Source organism: Allobaculum sp. (assembly GCF_047010065.1).
Lineage (GTDB): Bacteria > Bacillota_I > Bacilli_A > Erysipelotrichales > Erysipelotrichaceae > Allobaculum > Allobaculum fili.
The window spans coordinates 33,709-51,759 of record NZ_JBKXLD010000002.1 but is presented as its reverse complement, the minus strand read 5'-3'; the positions used below and the strand labels follow the sequence as shown (position 1 = coordinate 51,759).

Below are 18,051 nucleotides of genomic sequence, written 5' to 3'. Positions count from 1 at the left end.
GTCCATCTTTACCGATTACGGAAAGCTGCTGCTTCTGCTCGTCGGCACGATGCTGTTCATGGCGCTCGTCGTTTCCCCGTTTGTGGTGTTCTGCTATCTGCACGTCAATCCATATCCGCTCGTGTTCAAGTGCCTGAAAGAATCCGGCATTCCGGCATTCTTTACCCGCAGTTCGGCTGCGAATATTCCAGTCAACATGGAACTGTGCAAGAAGATGGGTCTCGATAAGGATTTCTATTCCGTATCGATTCCGCTGGGCAGCACGATCAACATGGACGGCGCTGCGATCACGATTACGATCATGACACTCGCTGCCGCCAATACGCTGGGCATTCAGGTTTCCTTCCCGGCTGCGGTTCTGCTTTCGATGATGGCTGCGCTCGGTGCATGCGGCGCTTCGGGTATTGCCGGCGGATCTCTTCTGCTGATCCCGATGGCCTGCTCCCTGTTTGGCATTTCTCAGGATGTGGCCATGCAGGTCGTAGCGGTCGGCTTCATTATCGGTGTCGTTCAGGATTCGGTAGAAACCTGCCTGAACTCCGCCGGCGATGCCGTCTTTACCGCGACAGCGGAATTCATTCAGTGGAAAAAAGAAGGAAAACCGCTTCCGGAATTCCTTCGCAAGAAAAAAGCTTCCAGGTAATTCGAAGCTTTATGCAGAAAATTTCAGATAAAAACTGGCTGAGTCGGACGGATCCGCTCAGCCAGTTTTCATTAAATGGCGGAATTTGAAGCGCAGCGTATTTTCGGGAGATTCGTATTTTGGAACGCGTATAGAGCGTTTACTGGGTGTTTACAAATCGCTTAGGCACAAAGCCGCGTTTCATCACCCGTCTGCCAGGCTCCGTTCCAGAAGCCCATTTCAAAACGGGAACAGGTCTGGAAAATATTCTCGAGGGCATCGAGCCGCTCTTTGGAAAGCTCTCTGGTCAGATCGTCGAGCAGCGCGCAGAGGTCATCGTTTTCTTTGGCGTAATCGGCCGAGTCGTATTGCGCAAACCAGCTGCCGTACAGCGGATCGTTTAAGGCTTCGGGCTTTTCCTTGACGATTTCGTGCGCGATGTATTCGTAGCTGAGGGCGCAGGCGAGAATCGAAATTAAAATTTCTTCCTGTTTGCCTTCGAGACAGACTTTGAGCATGTAGGAGGTATAGCCAAGATTTTCCAGCGAAGGAACGGCACGCTCCAGATCCTGTTTCGAAATGCCGAGCGCTTCAAACGCGCCGCGGTGAACGTCGAGCTCGAAATTGTTGATCCGCTTCAGATAATGTTCGCAAACGGCGCGAAAGGCGGGGTCGGTGCCCTTAACCATACCCAGAAGGAAGCAGCGTCCATACTCTTTCAAATACAGATAGTCCTGCATCATGTAGCCGGTATAGCGATCGTGCGAGAGCGTCCCATTGGCCAGCTTTTGCAGAAACGGATGGCGCAGGTAATGGTTCCAGTACGGAATGGAATCGTTTAAAAGACGCGCGCTGAAGGAATCTTTCTTATGACGAAGCGCTTCAATCACTGGGCGGCTCCTTTCTTTACCATTTTGGATTTGCCAAGGCGCTCCAGCGTTTTGAGCGGCAGGGCGAGCATGACCAGCGTGCAAAGAAGGAACAGCGGGACCTTGCTGGTGAGGTGGTACGTCATGCTGTAAGCCCAGGGACCCCAGCCCGACCAGGCGTTCTGGGAAAAGAAGACAACACCGCTGGCCGCATGGCCCATGAACTTGATCGCAAACGCGAGCAGAAGGCCGGGAAGAATGCCCAGCTTCGTTTTCGCCGAAAACAGTCCTGCATAGCCCAGGCAGGAAAAGCACACCAGGTGTTCCACAAAAATCTGTGCCCAATGGACCGGCTGCCAGGTAGGAAGCAGTGCGATGGAAAGCAGACCGGTAATCCATCCGGAAAGAATGGCCAGCTTTGGATCAAAGCAGATGGCCAGAACCAGCAGCGGCACGGGCGAACACAGCGTGATCACCGCGCCGGTCGGCAGCGGAATGAAAATGGATTCCAGAATCAGGGTCAGCGCGATGCAGATCGCGCAGATCGAAATCGAAGACGTGGTCAGCTTTACGTCCTTAACCAGCCAGAGGCTGATTCCAAAATAGGCGATGAGACTGACGACAATAAGAATCTGCGTAAGCATCGTACCTAGACCTCCGGATCGTTTTCAGGAAGATCAAAAAAATCTTCGTGACCTTTAAAGGCATGGTTCATCGGTCCGGGACCGCTGCCCAGATTCAGGCCGTCGTCCAGTGCCCGGGTAATGTACGCTTTGGCTCTTCGTACGGACTGAGGCAGATTAAACCCTTTGGCCAGATTGGCTGCGATGGCGCTCGAAAGGGTACAGCCGGTGCCGTGCGTGTTTTCCGTCTGGACGCGTTCGCCTTCAAACCAGATCAGATTGCTTCCGTCGTAAAGCACGTCGTTGGCGTCTTCGACGCGATGACCGCCTTTGACAAGAACGGCGGTATGGAAGGTGCTGCCCAGATTGCGGGCGGCTTTTTCCATGTCGTCCCGGTTCTGAATGGAGAAGCCGCAGAGAACTTCGGCTTCGGGGATGTTTGGCGTGATCAGGGTGGCGTCCTGGATCAGATGCGTTTTAAGCGCCTCGATGGCGTCTGGATCAATGAGCAGACTGCCGCTGGTGGAAACCATGACGGGATCGACGACGGTTTTTACATCCGGAATTTCCTGAAGGGATAAAGCGACCGCTTCAATGGCAGCTGCACTGCCGACCATGCCGATTTTGACGGCGTCGGGTCGAATATCGTGAACGACCATTTCAATCTGTTCGCGGATAAATTCGGGAGTGACGGGGAAGATATTGCTGACGCCGGTTGTGTTCTGGGCCGTCAGAGACGTCATGGCCGCCATGGCGAAAACGCCATTGCACGTCATAGTCTTCAGATCGGCCTGAATGCCGGCGCCTCCGCTCGGATCGGATCCGGCGATGGATAATGCAGTATACATATTCGTATTCCTCTTTCTTTTGAGTTCTTTCATGCATTTTCTTTTGTTACGCGGCGCAAGGTGGTGCCCCCAATTCGTCGCGGCTGGATTTGGATTCGATCGAGAATTCGATCGTTACCAGCATTTTTTCTTTGCTGCTTCGTACAGCTTTTCCTGCGAATCTTTGTTTTTTACTGTGAATCTTTGTTTTGTCTGGCCGGACTTTGCCTGGCCTTATTTGGCTTTGCTCGCTTTGTTCAGACGCTTGCTTAGGCGTTCACGCAGATCTCCTGGGCTTTCTTTAAAAACGAGGGGACCGATGTCTGATCGTCCAGATGCGCGAAGACGCCAGAAGAAGACGCAAAGCCGGCAATGCCGGTATCCTTCAGGACGTCCACGTTGTTTTTGGCAAGCCCCCCAATGGCTACTGCAGGAATCGAAATGGCTTTGGTAATTTCACGCAGCGCCTGCGGTGTTAAAGGCTTCGTATCCGTTTTGGTCTGGGTCGGATAAATCGCCCCGGCTCCGATGTAATCGGCTCCATCGCGTTCTGCCTGTCGGGCCAGTACAACCGAAGGCGCGGTCACACCGATGATGAAATCCTCTCCAGCAATGGAGCGGGCCGCTTTGCAGGACCCGTCTTTCTGGCCGAGATGCACGCCGTCGGCATGAATTTTTAAAGCCAGCTCCAGATCATCGTTGATGATCAGCGGAATGCCGGATTCCTGGCATACGGCCAGGACCTGACGCGCTTCTTCTTCAAGCGCTGCACCGTTCAGCCGTTTTTCGCGCAGCTGAATCATCGTTGCGCCCTGAGCAATGGCTTCGCGTACGAGATCTGCCATCGTTTTGGACGGATTGTCCTGTACAAAGCGAAGATCGGTCAGGGCATACAGCTTCAGCTGCTTCCATAGGTCTTTTTCCAATACTTTTCCTCTCTTTCTATGTTCTTTTCCGGGAATGTGACTTCCCATCTTTCAGGCAAGTTTCGCAGATTGAGATGGCTTCCAAAGCGAATCCGATGAGCGGATCGGACTTGGATCGGATGGGATGGGGATCGGTCTGCGGTCATCGTTTTACGAGAGACTCATCGCATCCAGAAAACGGATCAGAAAATGCCCGCTGCCTTCCGCAGTCTGCAGGTTTTGTTCGGCAATCTGGGCCCAGGCTTTAAACCAGCCTAAAGCACACGCCGCAGCCTGTTCGGGCTGGTCGGACCATACGCCAAGAGCGGCTGCTAAAAAGGCGGTTAACATGCACCCGGTTCCGGATCGAGCGGCCATCCACGCTGAACCGCCCCGGGCGGCATACATACGGCGATCGGGTGTGAAGAGCCGGTCTTCCTTACCGGTACAGATCAGCAGACACGAATGGGCACTGGCGCAGTCGAGCAGCGCTTCGAGAAAGCGTCTGGAATCCCCGATGGCCTGCACCTCTTTGCTCTGTACATCGATGCTTCCGCTGCCGCCCATATGGCAGAGGCTGGCCAGTTCGGAAAGATTGCCTTTGATCAGCCAGGGATGGATTTCTGTAAGAAGCTCGAGTGCTTTTGCCTGACGGAAGGGCGATACGCCGATGCCGGTCAGATCGAGAACGATTGGAATGTTTGCATCCTTTGCGGCTTTTCCGCTTTTTCGAAGGACGTTCCATTTGTTTTCGGAAGGCATTCCAATCGATAAGGAGAGCGCCTGGCTGCTTCTGGTAATCTCCGCACATTCCTGCAGATCTTCGCTTAAAATCGGCGAAGCGCCGACAGCACTCAGTCCATCGGCTACTTTGGCTGCGCTCACAGCAGGGGTGATGCAGTGAACCCGGGGATGCCGTTTTCGCAAAGCTTCCAGCAGACGGGGATCCGCTGTGCAGAAACGCGTTTCGTTTTGGAAATCCATAAAGTTTTCCCCTTTCTCTCTGCGGCCTTGTACCCGTTCACAAAAAAACAGGAAAATCCAAAGCGGATTTTCCTGCAAAAAGTCGATAGATCAGCTTCCTACGGCGGCATAATCCGCATCAGGTTCCAGGGTCGAAGCCAAACTTCCTCTCAGCTTTTTTCAAAGCTCCCCTGCTGTTTGATGGAACGGGTATTAATTCCTTTCTAAAACCTGTTTTCTAAGCCGTCAAGAAACGGTGACCGGTCGTTTTAATTTCCGTTCGAAAGCACGGAAGTACGCCGATTTTCGTCAGGCGTTTTCCTGCTTCAAAAGGGAAGGCATGACGGTTCTGGACATGGCTTCCAGAACAAACGCGGAAATGAGCGAGCCCGCGACCGTAGAAATGAGGAAGGGAATAATGTAGGCGTAAAAAGCCACTTCCCCGGCGGATACGCCCAGAAAGGCAATAGCCAGCGGATAGGCGCACAGACCGCCCAGAATGCCGGTACCAAAGACTTCCGCCAGAACGGTCAGCCACAGATTATGGCTGTACTTCCAGGCCAGTCCGCAAAACAGAGCGCCGATCATGCTTCCGGGAAACGCCATAATGCTTCCCAGACCGAGCATGTTGCGCAGAAGGCTGGCCACAAACGCGACGCCGGTTCCGTACCACGGTCCAAGAAGAACCGCGCAGATGATGTTGACCATATGCTGGACAGGCGCACAGCGGCTTCCGAAAATCGGGAAGGAAAACAGGCTTCCCACAACCGCAACTGCACATAGGAGCGCCGCAAAAGTAAGTTTTCGAATCGAATTGTTTTTCATTTCAAATCCTCTCTTTCTGAATACAAAACAGACGGTCGGAATCTTCGGATTCCCTCTCAGACCAGAATGATGGCCTCCCTCGCAGCAGTTCATGTCAGGCGCTCCCCTGTCCATGCCGGTTTCCCGGAGCAGATCACAACCTTTCTCATTTCCACCCATTTCAACAAAAAACAGGAAAACCCAGAACGGATTTTCCTGCAAAAAGTCAACGGTCGACTGGTCAGCTTCCTACGGCGGCATAATCCGCATCAGGTTCCAGGGTCGAAGCCGGACTTCCTCTCAGCTCTTTTGAGCTCCCCTGCTGTTTTGTTGAAATGGTACAAGCTTTTTCTAAAACACACAGCCGAGTCTGTCAATTCCTGAGGCAGACCAGAAGCCAATTCCTTCCGGCTTCGTCAGGAAAGCGTACAAAGAAGCCAGAAGAAAAACGATCCCCGAAGGAATCGCGAAAATCGAAATGGAGAACAAGAAATCCATTTCTGAAAGCAGAAACTGGAAAGCAATCAGCGATCGTCTCTGCGTCTGGCCATGCCGATATAGCGCATAACCTGAGCGAGAGAAACGAAAACGCTGGCGACATATGTGCTGGCTGCCGCAACCAGAACTTTTTTGGCTCCCTCATAATCGCTCTTTGTGAAAGCCGGATCGGTCTTGAGCGTGTTCAGCGCTCTCGAACTGGCGTTAAATTCGACCGGCAGGGTGACCAGACCAAAAAGCAGGGAAAGGGAGAACAGGATAATGCCCGCCCACATCAGACCGGTCACATCAAGAAGCAGACCGAGAATGAACAGAGGAATCGCCGCAGAAGAGCCGATGTTGACGATCGGAACGAGTGCGGAACGAATCCGGTTGGGCAGATAATGTCGGGCATCCTGAATGGCGTGTCCCGCTTCATGGCAGGCGACGCCGACCGCTGCAGCCGAATAATTGTCATACGTCGAATCCGAAAGGGAAAGGACTTTGGTGACCGGATTGTAGTTGTCGGTCAGATTGCCCGCAATGCGGACAATGCGGACATTGCTTAAACCGTTATGGTCGAGAACATAACGGGCCGCCTGAGCGCCGGACATGGTGGAGGGAACCCGGGAATATTTTCTGAATGTGGACTGCACCCATAATGAAGCCAGCAGCGCCAGCAGCATGGCGGCCAGAACCCACAGATAGCCCGGATCAATGCCGTACCATCCGCGGTAGCCGTAAGAATAAGGATAGAACATAGATGACTTCCTTTCCGGCTCCGGGCAAAGCCAGAGCCTTTATGACAACTCTACAACATCTAGGAATAAACAAGAACGGACGGACCTGAAAGAATGTCCGCCCGTTTAAGGCATTCAAAAGAAAACGGAAGCAAATGCCGGAAAAGCCAAAACCTCAGAGCCGGCAGAAACGATCTGCCGCTTTCCGCCGTATGGCCTAGTGAATGAACAGAGAGCCGATCTGATAGACCAGTGTGGTAACGACCCAGGCGACCGCGAACTGGAAGCCGGCGCTTTTGAGCATGAAAAGCGTGGACCTGGATTCCTTGCGGATCGTCGAAAGGGCAGCGACGCACGGAATATAGAGCAGGCAGAACAGCATCATGCAATAGGCGTTGAGCGGGCCAAAGCCGATGGAGAGCAGTTCCTGATGAAGCACCTGCATGCCGCCAAAACTGGTGACGTTGGCAATGCCAAACAGAACCGCAATGGAGCTGACGACAACTTCCTTGGCGGAAAGACCGGCGATCAGAGCGACCGCGATCTGCCAGAAGCCAAGGCCGCACGGAATCAGAATCCAGGACAGGCCGTGGCCGAGGATGGCCGCAAAAGAAGTCGCGATGTCATCGGTATAGCCGCTCATGGAGAAATGCATCAGCAGCCACAAAGCGATCGAAGCGATGAAGATCGTCGTGCCGGCTTTCGTCAGGAAGTCTTTGACTTTTTCCCAGACATAAATGAATACTGTATGGAAACTCGGCATTTTATATGCAGGCAGTTCGATCAGCAGCGGATACTCGTTTTGTTCGCCGTCCATCTTGTGAAGAATCCAGGCCAGAAGCAGGGCCATGCCGATGCCGATCAGATACAGCGAGTAGGCCGCCCACATGGCGTGATCCGGAAAGAACATGCCGGAAAACAAAATGTAAATCGGAAGCTTGGCGGAACAGCTCATGAACGGCGTCAGCAGCATGACCCGTTTACGATCCCGTTCACTTTCGAGCGCACGGCTGGCCATGATAGCCGGAACCGTACAGCCAAACCCAAGAACCATCGGGATAAAGGCACGGCCGGAAAGACCGATCTTTTCCATGATCTCGTTCATGACATAGGCGACGCGGGCCATATAGCCGGAGTCTTCCAGAAAGGCCATAGCCAGAAAAAGAATCGTGATATTGGGCAGGAAGGTCAGAATGCCGCCGACACCCGAAATGATGCCGTCGCAGATCAGATTGATAAGCCAGTCGGAGGCGTGAACGCCCGTTAACAGGCTTCCGATCCACTGGGTAAACAAATCAATGCCTTCCTGAAGATAACCGGAAAGATAATCGCCCAGTGTGAAGGTGAGCGCAAAGACAAGGGCCATCATCAGCAGGAACAGGACGACGCCCCAGAATGGACGCGTTACAAAATCGTCCACTTTCGAAGAAAACTGATCCGAGCGATCTTTGCCCAGAAGCACCTCGTTTTTGATTTCCGCGATGCGATCGTATTTTTGATTGACGATCGAATTGGCTTCCTGACCATCCACAATGGAGGAAAGATCCAGCGGATATTCCGCCTTGATCTGCGGATCATCCATCAGCAGGGAAATGGCGGTCCACCGTTTTCTGGGCGTATCTGCGGGAAGCAGGCTTTCGATCCTGGCGATCTTGCTTTCAATGTCATCCGAATAAATCATGACGTGATCCCGCTGGCGTTCGCAGTCGATTTCCAGCGGCATATGGTTTGGCGCATGATTGTCTTCGTTCTGGTGCAGTGCGGCATGCAGCAGCGTCTTTAAGCCGCGCTTTTTTCTGGCGATGACCGGAATCACCGGGATGCCCAACAGCTCCTGCAGGCGGTGCAGGTCCAGATCAATGCCGCGCTTTTCGACAATATCCATCATGTTTAAAGCGAGAACGAGCGGCTTATCCATTTCGAGCAGCTGCAAAGTCAGATACAGGGAACGCTCCAGTGAACTGGCATCCGCTACATCGACTACGACGCTGACTTCATCCGACAGAATGAACTGTCTCGATACCTGTTCTTCCATCGTGAAAGAATTCAGAGAATAGGTTCCGGGCAGATCGACCAGACGGATCTGCTTGCCATGAGATGAAATTGCGCCTTCCATGCGCTCAACCGTAACACCCGGCCAGTTGGCTACTTTCAGATTGGCGCCGGTATAGGCGTTGAACAAAGTCGTTTTTCCACAGTTAGGATTTCCAATGAATCCAATCGTTAAATCGTTATTGATCATAGCTCACCTGAATGTTCTCGGTGATCGTCGGACCCAGTGCAAAGCGGGTACCACGCAGGTCAATGATCATCGTTCCTTTTCCTTTACGCTGTAAAACCGTGATTCGGGTACCTGGAATCATTCCCAGCGCCTGAAGACGCAAAGCGGTTTTGGAGTCGAGATGAAATTCTTCAACGGTAACCGACTGGTCTGCAGGAACGGAATTTAAAGTCTTCATAATTCACTTCCTTTTTTGACGTTCTCATTATAGCGTGAAAAAGTAAGTCGGGGATAACTGTGCCCCTGTCCAGAAAAAAGAAATGAATTCAAAGATACGGCAAAAAGAAAGAGAGCGCTTTGAATAAGCGCTCTCTTAGACTCTTTCGTTTAACGAGAAATTTTAAGAATCGAGATATTCAGGACTATTTTTTTTCAGGAGCTGGTGCCTTAGCGTAGATCAGGTCGCCTTCGTTATGTTCCCAGTTCCATCCGTTGTTAGCCAGGAAGTCTTTTTCCTTGTCAGCCAGAGTGTAGTGGTGACGGCCGGCACGTGTTTCGTTCGGGTTGTACAGACGATGGATTACGTGTTCGTTTTCAGCAGCAGTAGCCCACTTTTCGCCTTCGTTCTTCCAACCGCTCTTTTCGAGGAATTCGATTTCTTTCGGGTTCTTAGTGTAGTGGTGTTCGCCGGAGTTCTCGTCGTACATACGTGTCATCTTGGTTGCGCCAGGGAGATCGCCCTTCGGAGCAATCCAGGCTTCGCCTTCAGCGTTCCATCCGTTTGCAGACAGGAAGTCGTATTCTTTCTTGTTGGCTGTGAACAGGTGTTCACCGTTGTTCGGGTTGTAAGCACGGTACATAACCTGATCGAGGTCAGCATAAGCGTCTTTCAGATCCTTAACGGCTTTGTCTACTTCATCCTGAGTAGCGTCTTCTTTGTCGAGGACAGCCTTAGCTGCTTTGTAAGCTTCGGTGAATGCGCCATAAGTTTCAGGGTTCAGCGAATCGTCGCCTTCTGGTGTAGTTTCAGCGAGATCTTTGTTGGCTTTCACTGCGTTTTCAAGTTCAGTCTTATCAACTTCGTCGCCTTCGTCATCTTTAACCAGAGCAGCTTTTGCGTTGTTGATTGCAGCGGTAGCAGCATCAACTTCTGCCTGTGTAGCATCTGCTTTGTCAACAATAGCCTGACCAGCAGTTACTGCATCCGTGTAAGCTTTCCAGCTGTCTGCGGTGTAGTCAGTTGCTTCGCCTTCTGGTTTAGCGGCAATGGCAGCTTTCAGAGCGTCTTTGTTAACGGTAACTGGAGTTTCGTCTTTCTTTTCCAGACCATCTACTGCAGTTTCGAGAGCTGTTTTAGCTGCATCGATTTCATCCTGCAGAGCATCTTCATCAGCATTTACATCTTCAGCGTTTTTCAGAGCATCAGCGTATGCAGCCCAGCCAGCTTTATAGTCTTCTTCTTTGGTAACTTTGGCTTTTGCATCAGTGATGGCTTTGTCCAGAGCCGTGCGATCACCTACGAAGTCGAGATAATGAACAGCATCAACCAGGTCGGACCATGCAGCGTTGATTTCAGTAGTAGTCGCATCAGCTTTACCAGCTACTTCTTCAGCTTTAGCAAGTTTCGCATCAAGGTTGTCTTTTACTGTTTTTACAACATTGGCATAAGAAGCAGCTTCTTTAGCTGCCTTAGCATATTTGATAGCATCATTCAGCAGAGCTTTGGTATCCACTCTTGTTTCGCCGCTTGTCTGAGCACCAGAATCGGTTTCACCAGCTGCAAGAGCAGTGATTGGAGTCATGGCCATAGAAATGGAGGCAGCAACAACAAGGAATTTGCCTAAACTTCTGTGTTTCATTTCTTATTTTCTCCTTTGCATAGTGCAGAACCATCGGGAAGTCAGCCTTTTGGATCCTGCAGAGTTTCGCCGTCTGACTCACGCCAGACAGAGAATTGCGCATACAATTTAACACCACGAGAAAATCATTCCAGATAATCGGTCTTCCAGACAGAGAGTGATGCATCCAGAAGCGCGGGCAAGCGCCAGAGGAACCTGAAGAACAGAAAGCGGAAGAATGAGTCTGAAGAATTCTTTCGGGCAGAGAAGACATCAGCCAGATCCACGCCAGTCATCGCATCAGGCAGTTCCTGAAATCTGCATTCGGGCAGAACAGATCAGAGGAAGAGAACACCAGTTCCTGAATAAAAGAGAGGACTAAAAAGAATGCGGTGTTGAACCGACGTTAAAACTGTAAATCCTGCAGTTCTTTTTTTCTTTGCATTAAATGAGCGTCATCTTGAAATAACTGGCCTTTGTGGAAAGCGCTTAACCGGCGCCTCAAAATAAAAGGCCATTCGAACGCATCATGAAACCACGATATTCAACATGGCAGCTATGTAAAGAAAGCAGGCATACATCGGAAATGCCTGCTCCCATTCTATACGGGTTTTGAAGCAAGTGAAATACATTCTTAAAAAGAAATGAATGTTTTTGCGGTTTTTTTCTCTTTACAAAGGAGGAAAATGTATGTCTTTACATAATGTTTTCCCTTTAGGGACAGTTCGAGTGTGATTTTTGACTCTCAGGAAAGAATGCGGGAAAAGAAAATGAAAATTTCTTTTTCGAGGAAGCGAAACTTTCGCGTAAAGCGGAAGTCCGAAGTGTCGGCCATCGAAAATCGCGTACTGAAGAAAACGGTAAATTCGAACGAATCTCGCAAGGAAAAACCAAAGAAAAATGCCTGCAGGATACGGCCCTGCAGGCATGAAATTCAGAAGATTTTTAAGGTTTCCCTTCCATCCCGTATCTTTTCAACTGGAGCTGATCTGCTCTGATCGATCGGATTGGGATTTCCGGTATGGCGATTAAAGATGGGTTACGCGTTCCTTGATTTCCTGGGTACGGCCCTGGTTCCAGAACTGGGTGCCGATGTATCCGCAGGTACGACGGGCAACGTTCATCTTGGACTGATCGGTATTGCCGCAGTTCGGGCACTTCCAGATCAGCTTGTGGCTTTCGTCCTCAACGATTTCGATTTCGCCGGAATAGCCGCATTCCTGGCAGTAGTCGGATTTGGTGTTGAGCTCGGCATACATGATGTTGTCATAAATATGCTGGATGAGCGCCATAACCGCCTGCAGGTTGTTCTGCATGTTCGGTACTTCGACGTAGGAGATGGCTCCGCCTGGAGACAGTTTCTGGAACTGCGCCTCGAAGGTCAGCTTGTCGAAGGCATCGATCGGTTCGGTAACGTGAACGTGATAGGAGTTGGTGATGTAGCTCTTGTCGGTTACGTGCGGGATGATGCCGAAACGGTCCTGCAGCTTCTTGGCGAAGCGGTAGGTCGTCGATTCCATCGGGGTGCCGTACAGAGAGAAGTCGATGTTGGTTTCAGCTCTCCATTTCGCGCAGGCAGCATTGAGGTATTCCATGATGCGCTTGCCGAATTTTGTGCCGACTGGATCGGTGTGGGAAACGCCGGTCATGTACCATACGGCTTCGGAAAGTCCGGCATAGCCAAGGGAGATCGTGGAGTAGCCGCCGAAGAGCAGCTTGTTGATGGTCTCGCCTTTTTTCAGACGGGCCAGCGCGCCGTTCTGCCAGAGGATCGGAGCCACGTCACTTGGCGTATCGAGCAGACGGTTGTGACGGATCATCAGGGCGCGGAAGCAGAGATCGAGACGTTCGTCAAAGATGCGCCAGAATTCTTCGTAGTCGCCTTTGGAAGAGCAGGCAACGTCAACGAGGTTGATGGTGACAACGCCCTGGTTGAAACGGCCGTAGTACTGCGGTTTGCCTTCTTCGTTTACATACGGTGTAAGGAAGGAACGGCATCCCATAGCCGGGTAGCAGTGGCCTTCGCCGTTTACGTCGATTTTGAGCTTGAGCATCATCTTTTCGGAGATGTAGTCCGGTACCATGCGTTTCGCGGTGCATTTAGCGGCGAGCTGCGTCAGGTAGTAGTACTTGCTGTCCGGATGGATGTTGTCTTCTTCGAGAACGTAGATCAGTTTCGGGAAAGCCGGAGTGATGTAGTGGCCGGTTTCGTTTTTAACACCGAGAATTCTCTGCTTGAGAACCGCTTCGATGATGGAAGCCAGGTCCGCTTTGGTCTGCGGATCTTCCACTTCATTGAGGTACATGAAGACGGTGATGAACGGAGCCTGACCATTTGTAGTCATCAGGGTGATGACCTGATACTGGATGGTCTGTACGCCCTTTTCGATTTCCTTCTGGACGCGCATTTCTGCGATTTCGTTTACGGTTTCGTCATCCGAAGGCAGGTTCATGGCGTTCAGTTCGTCGCGTACTTCCGCACGGGCTTTCGCACGGGAAACGGCTACGAACGGAGCCAGGTGAGAGAGGGTGATCGACTGACCGCCGTACTGGGAGCTGGCCACCTGCGCGATGATCTGTGTTGCAATGTTGCACGCGGTGGAGAAGCTGTGCGGTTTTTCGATCATGGTTTCGGAAATAACGGTTCCGTTCTGAAGCATGTCCTCCAGGTTGACCAGGCAGCAGTTGTGCATGTGCTGGGCAAAGTAGTCGGAATCATGGAAATGAATCAGTCCATTGTCGTGGGCTTCCATGATGTCGTGGGGGAGCAGGAAGCGGCGAGTGATATCCTTGGATACTTCACCGGCCATATAGTCACGCTGAACAGAGTTTACTAATGGGTTTTATAGCGATAGGTAAGGCTTTGATGCGATCTCTGCCTTTTCCCCCGCTTCACACCGTGCATGCGGCTTTCACCGCACACGGCGCTCCATCGATGCGTTCCGTTTTCCTTCGGTTTCGGCTTTTCTCTCTGGAAAAACCGCCGCCCGGAAAGCGAGTCTGAATAAAATGTTTTGAAATCCGGCTTGAAAAGTCGGAAGAAGGTGCATCGACTTGAGGTCATCGCTCGCTCTTCCATTACAGAAGAGGTCATCGCTGCGGCCTCGGCTTTTAGGCAGCAGTTTGGCGGCTTATTGTTCTTCGCCCGCCTCCCGGAGGCTGCTGCTTTTCTGTGTTCCCCGTTTTCTATCCGTGCATACAGACTTAGGTTTTTGCTATGGACCTGCCGGCTCGATCAGACCCGCCGCCTCCATTGAGGCTTCGTCTGATACGGACGTTCATACAAACAATTCTTACTTGTCCGCACCGGCGCGCGTATCGCGCCTGCGCATTTCTGCGCCGGAAAACTGTAGATCCGTACATTCGCAAATTCGTCAGCACCGTCTGGTGCATTCTGACCATATCTGTTTTATGGACTTCCGGCCTATGGGCTGCGCTCCGCGAGGCGGAGGTTTCGCTCTGCAAAAAGCAGGCTGCGGCAGCTGTCGGCCGACTTTACCGGGCTTCATACCCCGGATTTCAAACCTGGCGGCGCAGGATCTGTTCACTTCCTGGCCTTTTGAAATCCGGCGCATGCCGGAGACTTAAAGAGAATTTCTGCGGGCTGTTGGGGCCGGCAGAAATTCTTCAAAAACGGAGTTCATCACAATGTTCGAAATGTATCTGTTCGAACGTCTTTTTGTGATGTCTGATCTTTTCAATCAGAAACGCATCGCACTGTTTGAATTTTCCTGTTTTACTTCTTCGTTATTTCTCTCCAGCAGAGACATGATCTGCTGGTCGGTCGAGTTGGTTTTGCGTACGAGAGCACGCTCGTAGCGGTAAGTGATGTAGTTCTTGGCAACGGCGTAGAAACCATGGCTCATCAGAGCGGCTTCAACCATGTCCTGGATTTCCTCCACGCCGGCAGCGCGGTGGAGATTCTCACACTTTTCAGCAACCAGAGCGCTGACCTCAAGAATTTCTTCTTCGGTCATCTGTCCGTGAGTCGTTGCTTTGTTGGCTTTGCGGATGGCGTTTTCGATTTTCGAAACGTTGAAGATGACTTCTTCGCCGCTTCTCTTAATTACTTTCATTGGCTGTGTTTTCTCCTTTCTGAAAATTTGAAATAAATTCAATGAACGCTTCCTCTGGGGAAGACGTTTTATACAACTGGTGTTTCTAAAAAAGTTCAAAAGCCTCACGATTCGGCCGGAGTGCCGATCTCGCGGGGTTCACGGACAAGTATAAGCACGAAAAATCGCAAGAGAAAGCGGCAAGTCTTCATTTTCTTAAAAAGATAAACGATCCCACAATTTGGAATGACACGCCAAAATTGCCTTAAAATTCACAAAAATGGCGTTCTGCTGGCGCAAAACGCCGGCTTTTTGCCGTTTTCGGGCTTCGCTATACCTTTGGTGAATAAGCGAAAGATAAAGGGGCAAAAGCAGTAATGCGGCAAGCTTAATGGCATATTAAAAATATAGCTAAATCAAGCCCCTATAATATATGGTAAAAAGCCAGCGAAATATGGGAAAAAAGAACGGCTGAGCGCAGGGCTTCCGAAAACGGAAACCATCGCTCAGCCGTGTCTGTCTAAGAATTGAATAACCTGAAATTTACCCGATTTGACGCCTCTAAAGCTCAGTTCTGGAGTAAAGAGCCTGTCCGACAATTCGAACGGGAATATCCATGACTTCCTGCATGGAATAGACACGGGGTTCAACTTCGTCGTTGGCGGGCTGGAGAATCCAGTAGTTGTTTTTCTTGATCAGCTTCTTAACCGTTACTTCCTCCTCTCCGATCAGAAAAACGCCGATTGCCCCCGACGGAAGGTCAACGCATTTGCGGATGTAAAGAAGGTCGCCCTCATGAATGTGAGCGCCTTTCATGGAATCGCCGCGAACCCGCAGAAAATAGTCGCCGCGATTGTAATCCTCTTCTGAAACTTTGACGTAATCGACAATATTTTCATCGGCCAGAAGCCCGTAGCCGGCTTTGACCTCGCCAAGAATCGGGCGCGTATACGCATAGCGGGCTACGCTTGTCATCTCGTCAAAATCAATGTGAAGCATCTCGCTCAGCTTCTCGAGCGCTTCGGGCGTAATTTTCCGGATCTTTCCGCTGCACCAGCGGGAAACGGTGGAGCGGGTTACGCCGCAGTAGTCGGCAATATAGTCATTTGTTACATTGTTCTGGTTTTTAAATTCAGTAAGGATCTGTGGAATATTCGGTTTCATGTCTATAGTATAGCATTGTTCGCGCAAGATAGGCGCAAAGGTGAAATATATTTCTAAGTTTCATGGTGCGTAAAAGCGCAAAAAGTGCGTAAGCAAGTTGAAAAGATGCCTGTTTATTTCTATACTGAGCCTATGAAACGAGTCATTGTTCACAGCGATATAAATCACTGCTATGCCCAGATTGAAGAAATGCTTCGCCCTCAACTGCGCAACGTACCGATGGCTGTGGGAGGCAGCGAGGAAAAACGAAACGGGATCATCCTGGCCAAAAACGATCTGGCCAAGGCCAAAGGCATCAGGACGGGGGAATCTCTGCGGGAAGCCAGACGGAAGTGTCCGGATCTGCTGATTATTCATCCAGACTATGACGCATATATTTACTATACGGAGAAGATTAAAGATATTTACCGTAGATATACGGACCGGGTGGAGTCCTTCGGTCTGGACGAGGCCTGGATCGATCTGACGCATTCGCAGCGTCTTTTTGGAGACGGCATCGATCTGGCACGACGGATTCAGGATGAGGTCTTTGAGACGTACGGCATTACCGTCAGCATGGGCGTTTCCTTCAACAAGATTTTCGCCAAACTGGCCAGCGACCTGCTCAAGCACAAGGGGTTTGTGGTCGTTACGGAAGACGATTTTAAGGAATTCATATGGCCGCTTCCGGCGGAAGATCTGCTCATGGTCGGATCGCGCACACGCAAAAAGCTGAACGAGATGCGCATCTTTACCATCGGCGATCTGGCCAAGGCGTCTCCCGAGCGGCTCACTCGCCGATTTGGCGTAATGGGCGGTCTGCTCTGGAACTATGCCAACGGGTTCGATCAGAGCGAAGTGCATCTGAACGGCTACAAGCGGCCGGTCAAGTCGGTCGGCAATTCCAAGACGGTGGTTCATGACATTACATCCATAGCGCAGCTGCAGGAAGTGTTCCGGGTTCTGAGCGAATCCATCGCGGCCAGACTGCGCAACGATCACATGAAATGCAATCGCATCAGCATTTCTCTTCGTTCCACGGAACTGAAAACGAAAGGCTGTCAGAAAAAGCTCGTACGCCTGACGGATCTGGCCAGCGACATTCTCGAGGCGGCCATGCAGCTGACGGCGTCTTTGAAACTGGAAGAAATCTGTCTGCGGTCGGTCGGCATTTCGGTAAGCGGTCTGTGTCAGGATGCCGGGTTTGATCAGGGCGACCTGTTCATGGATCTGGAACAGATCGACCGTCAGCGCAAAATGGAACAGGTTCTTTACGACATTCGGGTTCGCTACGGCTACGATGCCTGCCGCATGGCTTCGAGTCAGGTCGATGCGAAGCTGACGGACTTTGATCCGCTCGGTCTCCTTCATAATGTGCATCCCATTGCCCCGCTGGACGGGCCGATTGAAGTATGAAGTACTACAAATACTACGTCGATGTGGTGACGCTGATTCTTCAGGACGGCGCATTGCGGCCGCTGTTTGTCTGCTGGGACGGTCATCGCTATAAAGTCGACAAAGTGCTGTCGGTCAGGGAAATGTATTCCAAAGCCGGCGGATGCGGCATCTGCTATCTCTGCAAAATGCAGGGACAGATGCGCAAGCTGTACTGGGAAAGAAACCGATGGTTTCTCGAATCGGAAATTTTTGTGCCGGGCCATCAGGAGGCGCCGCTCACGGCAGACAAAGCGTCCGGTTCCGGTCGTACCGGTTCCGGCCGATAGCGATGCAGCCCGACGGCATAGCGCGCTGGGATCGATCTGGAAAGACTTTCGAAGAGCGAAAGAAGAACCAGAACGCTTTCGAAGAGAAGACTGGAAAGAACAAAGAACGAAAAAACGAGAATTTCGGAAAAGAACGGCGACAACGAGACGAGATGGAAAAAGACGGCAGACCGCCTGGATCACCTGGATCAGGCAAGAACTGCCGTCTTTTTGCATTTTTCTTGGGGGATGGATTTCGGA

Annotated in this window: 16 protein-coding genes and 2 riboswitches; of the genes, 3 read left to right on the top strand and 13 right to left on the bottom strand. The window is 51.2% G+C overall.

Annotated features, from left to right (window positions below):
• Window positions 1-643, top strand: a 643-nt coding sequence (gene sstT, locus ACLUYS_RS00465; RefSeq protein WP_412658604.1) for a serine/threonine transporter SstT, incomplete at its 5' end; no start/stop codon positions are given.
• A gap of 161 nt (window positions 644-804) precedes the next feature.
• Here sstT and tenA read toward each other — a convergent pair.
• The 13 genes from tenA to ACLUYS_RS00400 form a co-directional block, all read right to left on the bottom strand.
• Complete coding sequence (gene tenA, locus ACLUYS_RS00460; protein WP_230266868.1) at window positions 805-1,512, bottom strand: thiaminase II; 708 nt, start codon at window positions 1,510-1,512, stop codon at window positions 805-807.
• Entirely contained in the window at window positions 1,509-2,135 is a 627-nt protein-coding gene (locus ACLUYS_RS00455; RefSeq protein ID WP_230266867.1) for an energy-coupled thiamine transporter ThiT, read from the bottom strand. The genes tenA and ACLUYS_RS00455 overlap by 4 nt, the downstream gene beginning before the upstream one ends.
• Window positions 2,136-2,140: 5 nt before the next feature.
• Window positions 2,141-2,962 carry a bifunctional hydroxymethylpyrimidine kinase/phosphomethylpyrimidine kinase gene (thiD, locus tag ACLUYS_RS00450; protein WP_412658603.1) on the bottom strand — a complete coding sequence of 274 codons (822 nt, stop codon included), beginning with the start codon at window positions 2,960-2,962 and terminating at the stop codon, window positions 2,141-2,143.
• Between the two features lie 248 nt (window positions 2,963-3,210).
• A complete protein-coding gene (thiE, locus tag ACLUYS_RS00445; protein WP_288338716.1) occupies window positions 3,211-3,867 on the bottom strand; it encodes a thiamine phosphate synthase in 657 nt (218 codons plus the stop codon).
• Between the two features lie 150 nt (window positions 3,868-4,017).
• Window positions 4,018-4,830 (bottom strand): hydroxyethylthiazole kinase, encoded by an 813-nt coding sequence (locus ACLUYS_RS00440; RefSeq protein WP_230267118.1) that lies wholly within the window; start codon window positions 4,828-4,830, stop codon window positions 4,018-4,020.
• 78 nt (window positions 4,831-4,908) lie between these two features.
• Window positions 4,909-5,012, bottom strand: a riboswitch (TPP riboswitch).
• A gap of 106 nt (window positions 5,013-5,118) precedes the next feature.
• Window positions 5,119-5,634, bottom strand: coding sequence for an energy coupling factor transporter S component ThiW (gene thiW, locus ACLUYS_RS00435; protein WP_230267119.1), 516 nt, complete (start codon window positions 5,632-5,634; stop codon window positions 5,119-5,121).
• Window positions 5,635-5,842: 208 nt separating this feature from the next.
• Window positions 5,843-5,944: riboswitch (TPP riboswitch) on the bottom strand.
• Between the two features lie 193 nt (window positions 5,945-6,137).
• Window positions 6,138-6,851 (bottom strand): zinc metallopeptidase, encoded by a 714-nt coding sequence (locus ACLUYS_RS00430; RefSeq protein WP_230267120.1) that lies wholly within the window; start codon window positions 6,849-6,851, stop codon window positions 6,138-6,140.
• 196 nt (window positions 6,852-7,047) lie between these two features.
• Complete coding sequence (feoB, locus tag ACLUYS_RS00425) at window positions 7,048-9,072, bottom strand: ferrous iron transport protein B (protein WP_230267121.1); 2,025 nt, start codon at window positions 9,070-9,072, stop codon at window positions 7,048-7,050.
• A complete protein-coding gene (locus tag ACLUYS_RS00420; protein WP_288338715.1) occupies window positions 9,062-9,289 on the bottom strand; it encodes a FeoA family protein in 228 nt (75 codons plus the stop codon). The genes feoB and ACLUYS_RS00420 overlap by 11 nt, the downstream gene beginning before the upstream one ends.
• A 184-nt stretch (window positions 9,290-9,473) precedes the next feature.
• The gene (locus ACLUYS_RS00415) at window positions 9,474-10,910 is read right to left on the bottom strand and encodes a hypothetical protein (RefSeq protein ID WP_412658602.1); all 1,437 of its coding nucleotides are present in this window, start codon (window positions 10,908-10,910) and stop codon (window positions 9,474-9,476) included.
• Between the two features lie 1,007 nt (window positions 10,911-11,917).
• Entirely contained in the window at window positions 11,918-13,699 is a 1,782-nt protein-coding gene (gene nrdD, locus ACLUYS_RS00410; RefSeq protein WP_230267124.1) for an anaerobic ribonucleoside-triphosphate reductase, read from the bottom strand.
• A gap of 891 nt (window positions 13,700-14,590) precedes the next feature.
• Entirely contained in the window at window positions 14,591-14,965 is a 375-nt protein-coding gene (locus ACLUYS_RS00405; protein WP_230267125.1) for an ATP cone domain-containing protein, read from the bottom strand.
• Between the two features lie 540 nt (window positions 14,966-15,505).
• The gene (locus tag ACLUYS_RS00400) at window positions 15,506-16,108 is read right to left on the bottom strand and encodes a LexA family protein (RefSeq protein WP_230267126.1); all 603 of its coding nucleotides are present in this window, start codon (window positions 16,106-16,108) and stop codon (window positions 15,506-15,508) included.
• 132 nt (window positions 16,109-16,240) lie between these two features.
• Between ACLUYS_RS00400 and dinB the strand changes: the two genes are divergently transcribed.
• On the top strand, window positions 16,241-17,503 hold the full coding sequence (gene dinB, locus ACLUYS_RS00395; protein ID WP_230267127.1) for a DNA polymerase IV: 1,263 nt from the start codon (window positions 16,241-16,243) through the stop codon (window positions 17,501-17,503).
• Complete coding sequence (locus tag ACLUYS_RS00390; RefSeq protein ID WP_230267128.1) at window positions 17,500-17,811, top strand: hypothetical protein; 312 nt, start codon at window positions 17,500-17,502, stop codon at window positions 17,809-17,811. The genes dinB and ACLUYS_RS00390 overlap by 4 nt, the downstream gene beginning before the upstream one ends.
• Window positions 17,812-18,051: the final 240 nt, after the last annotated feature.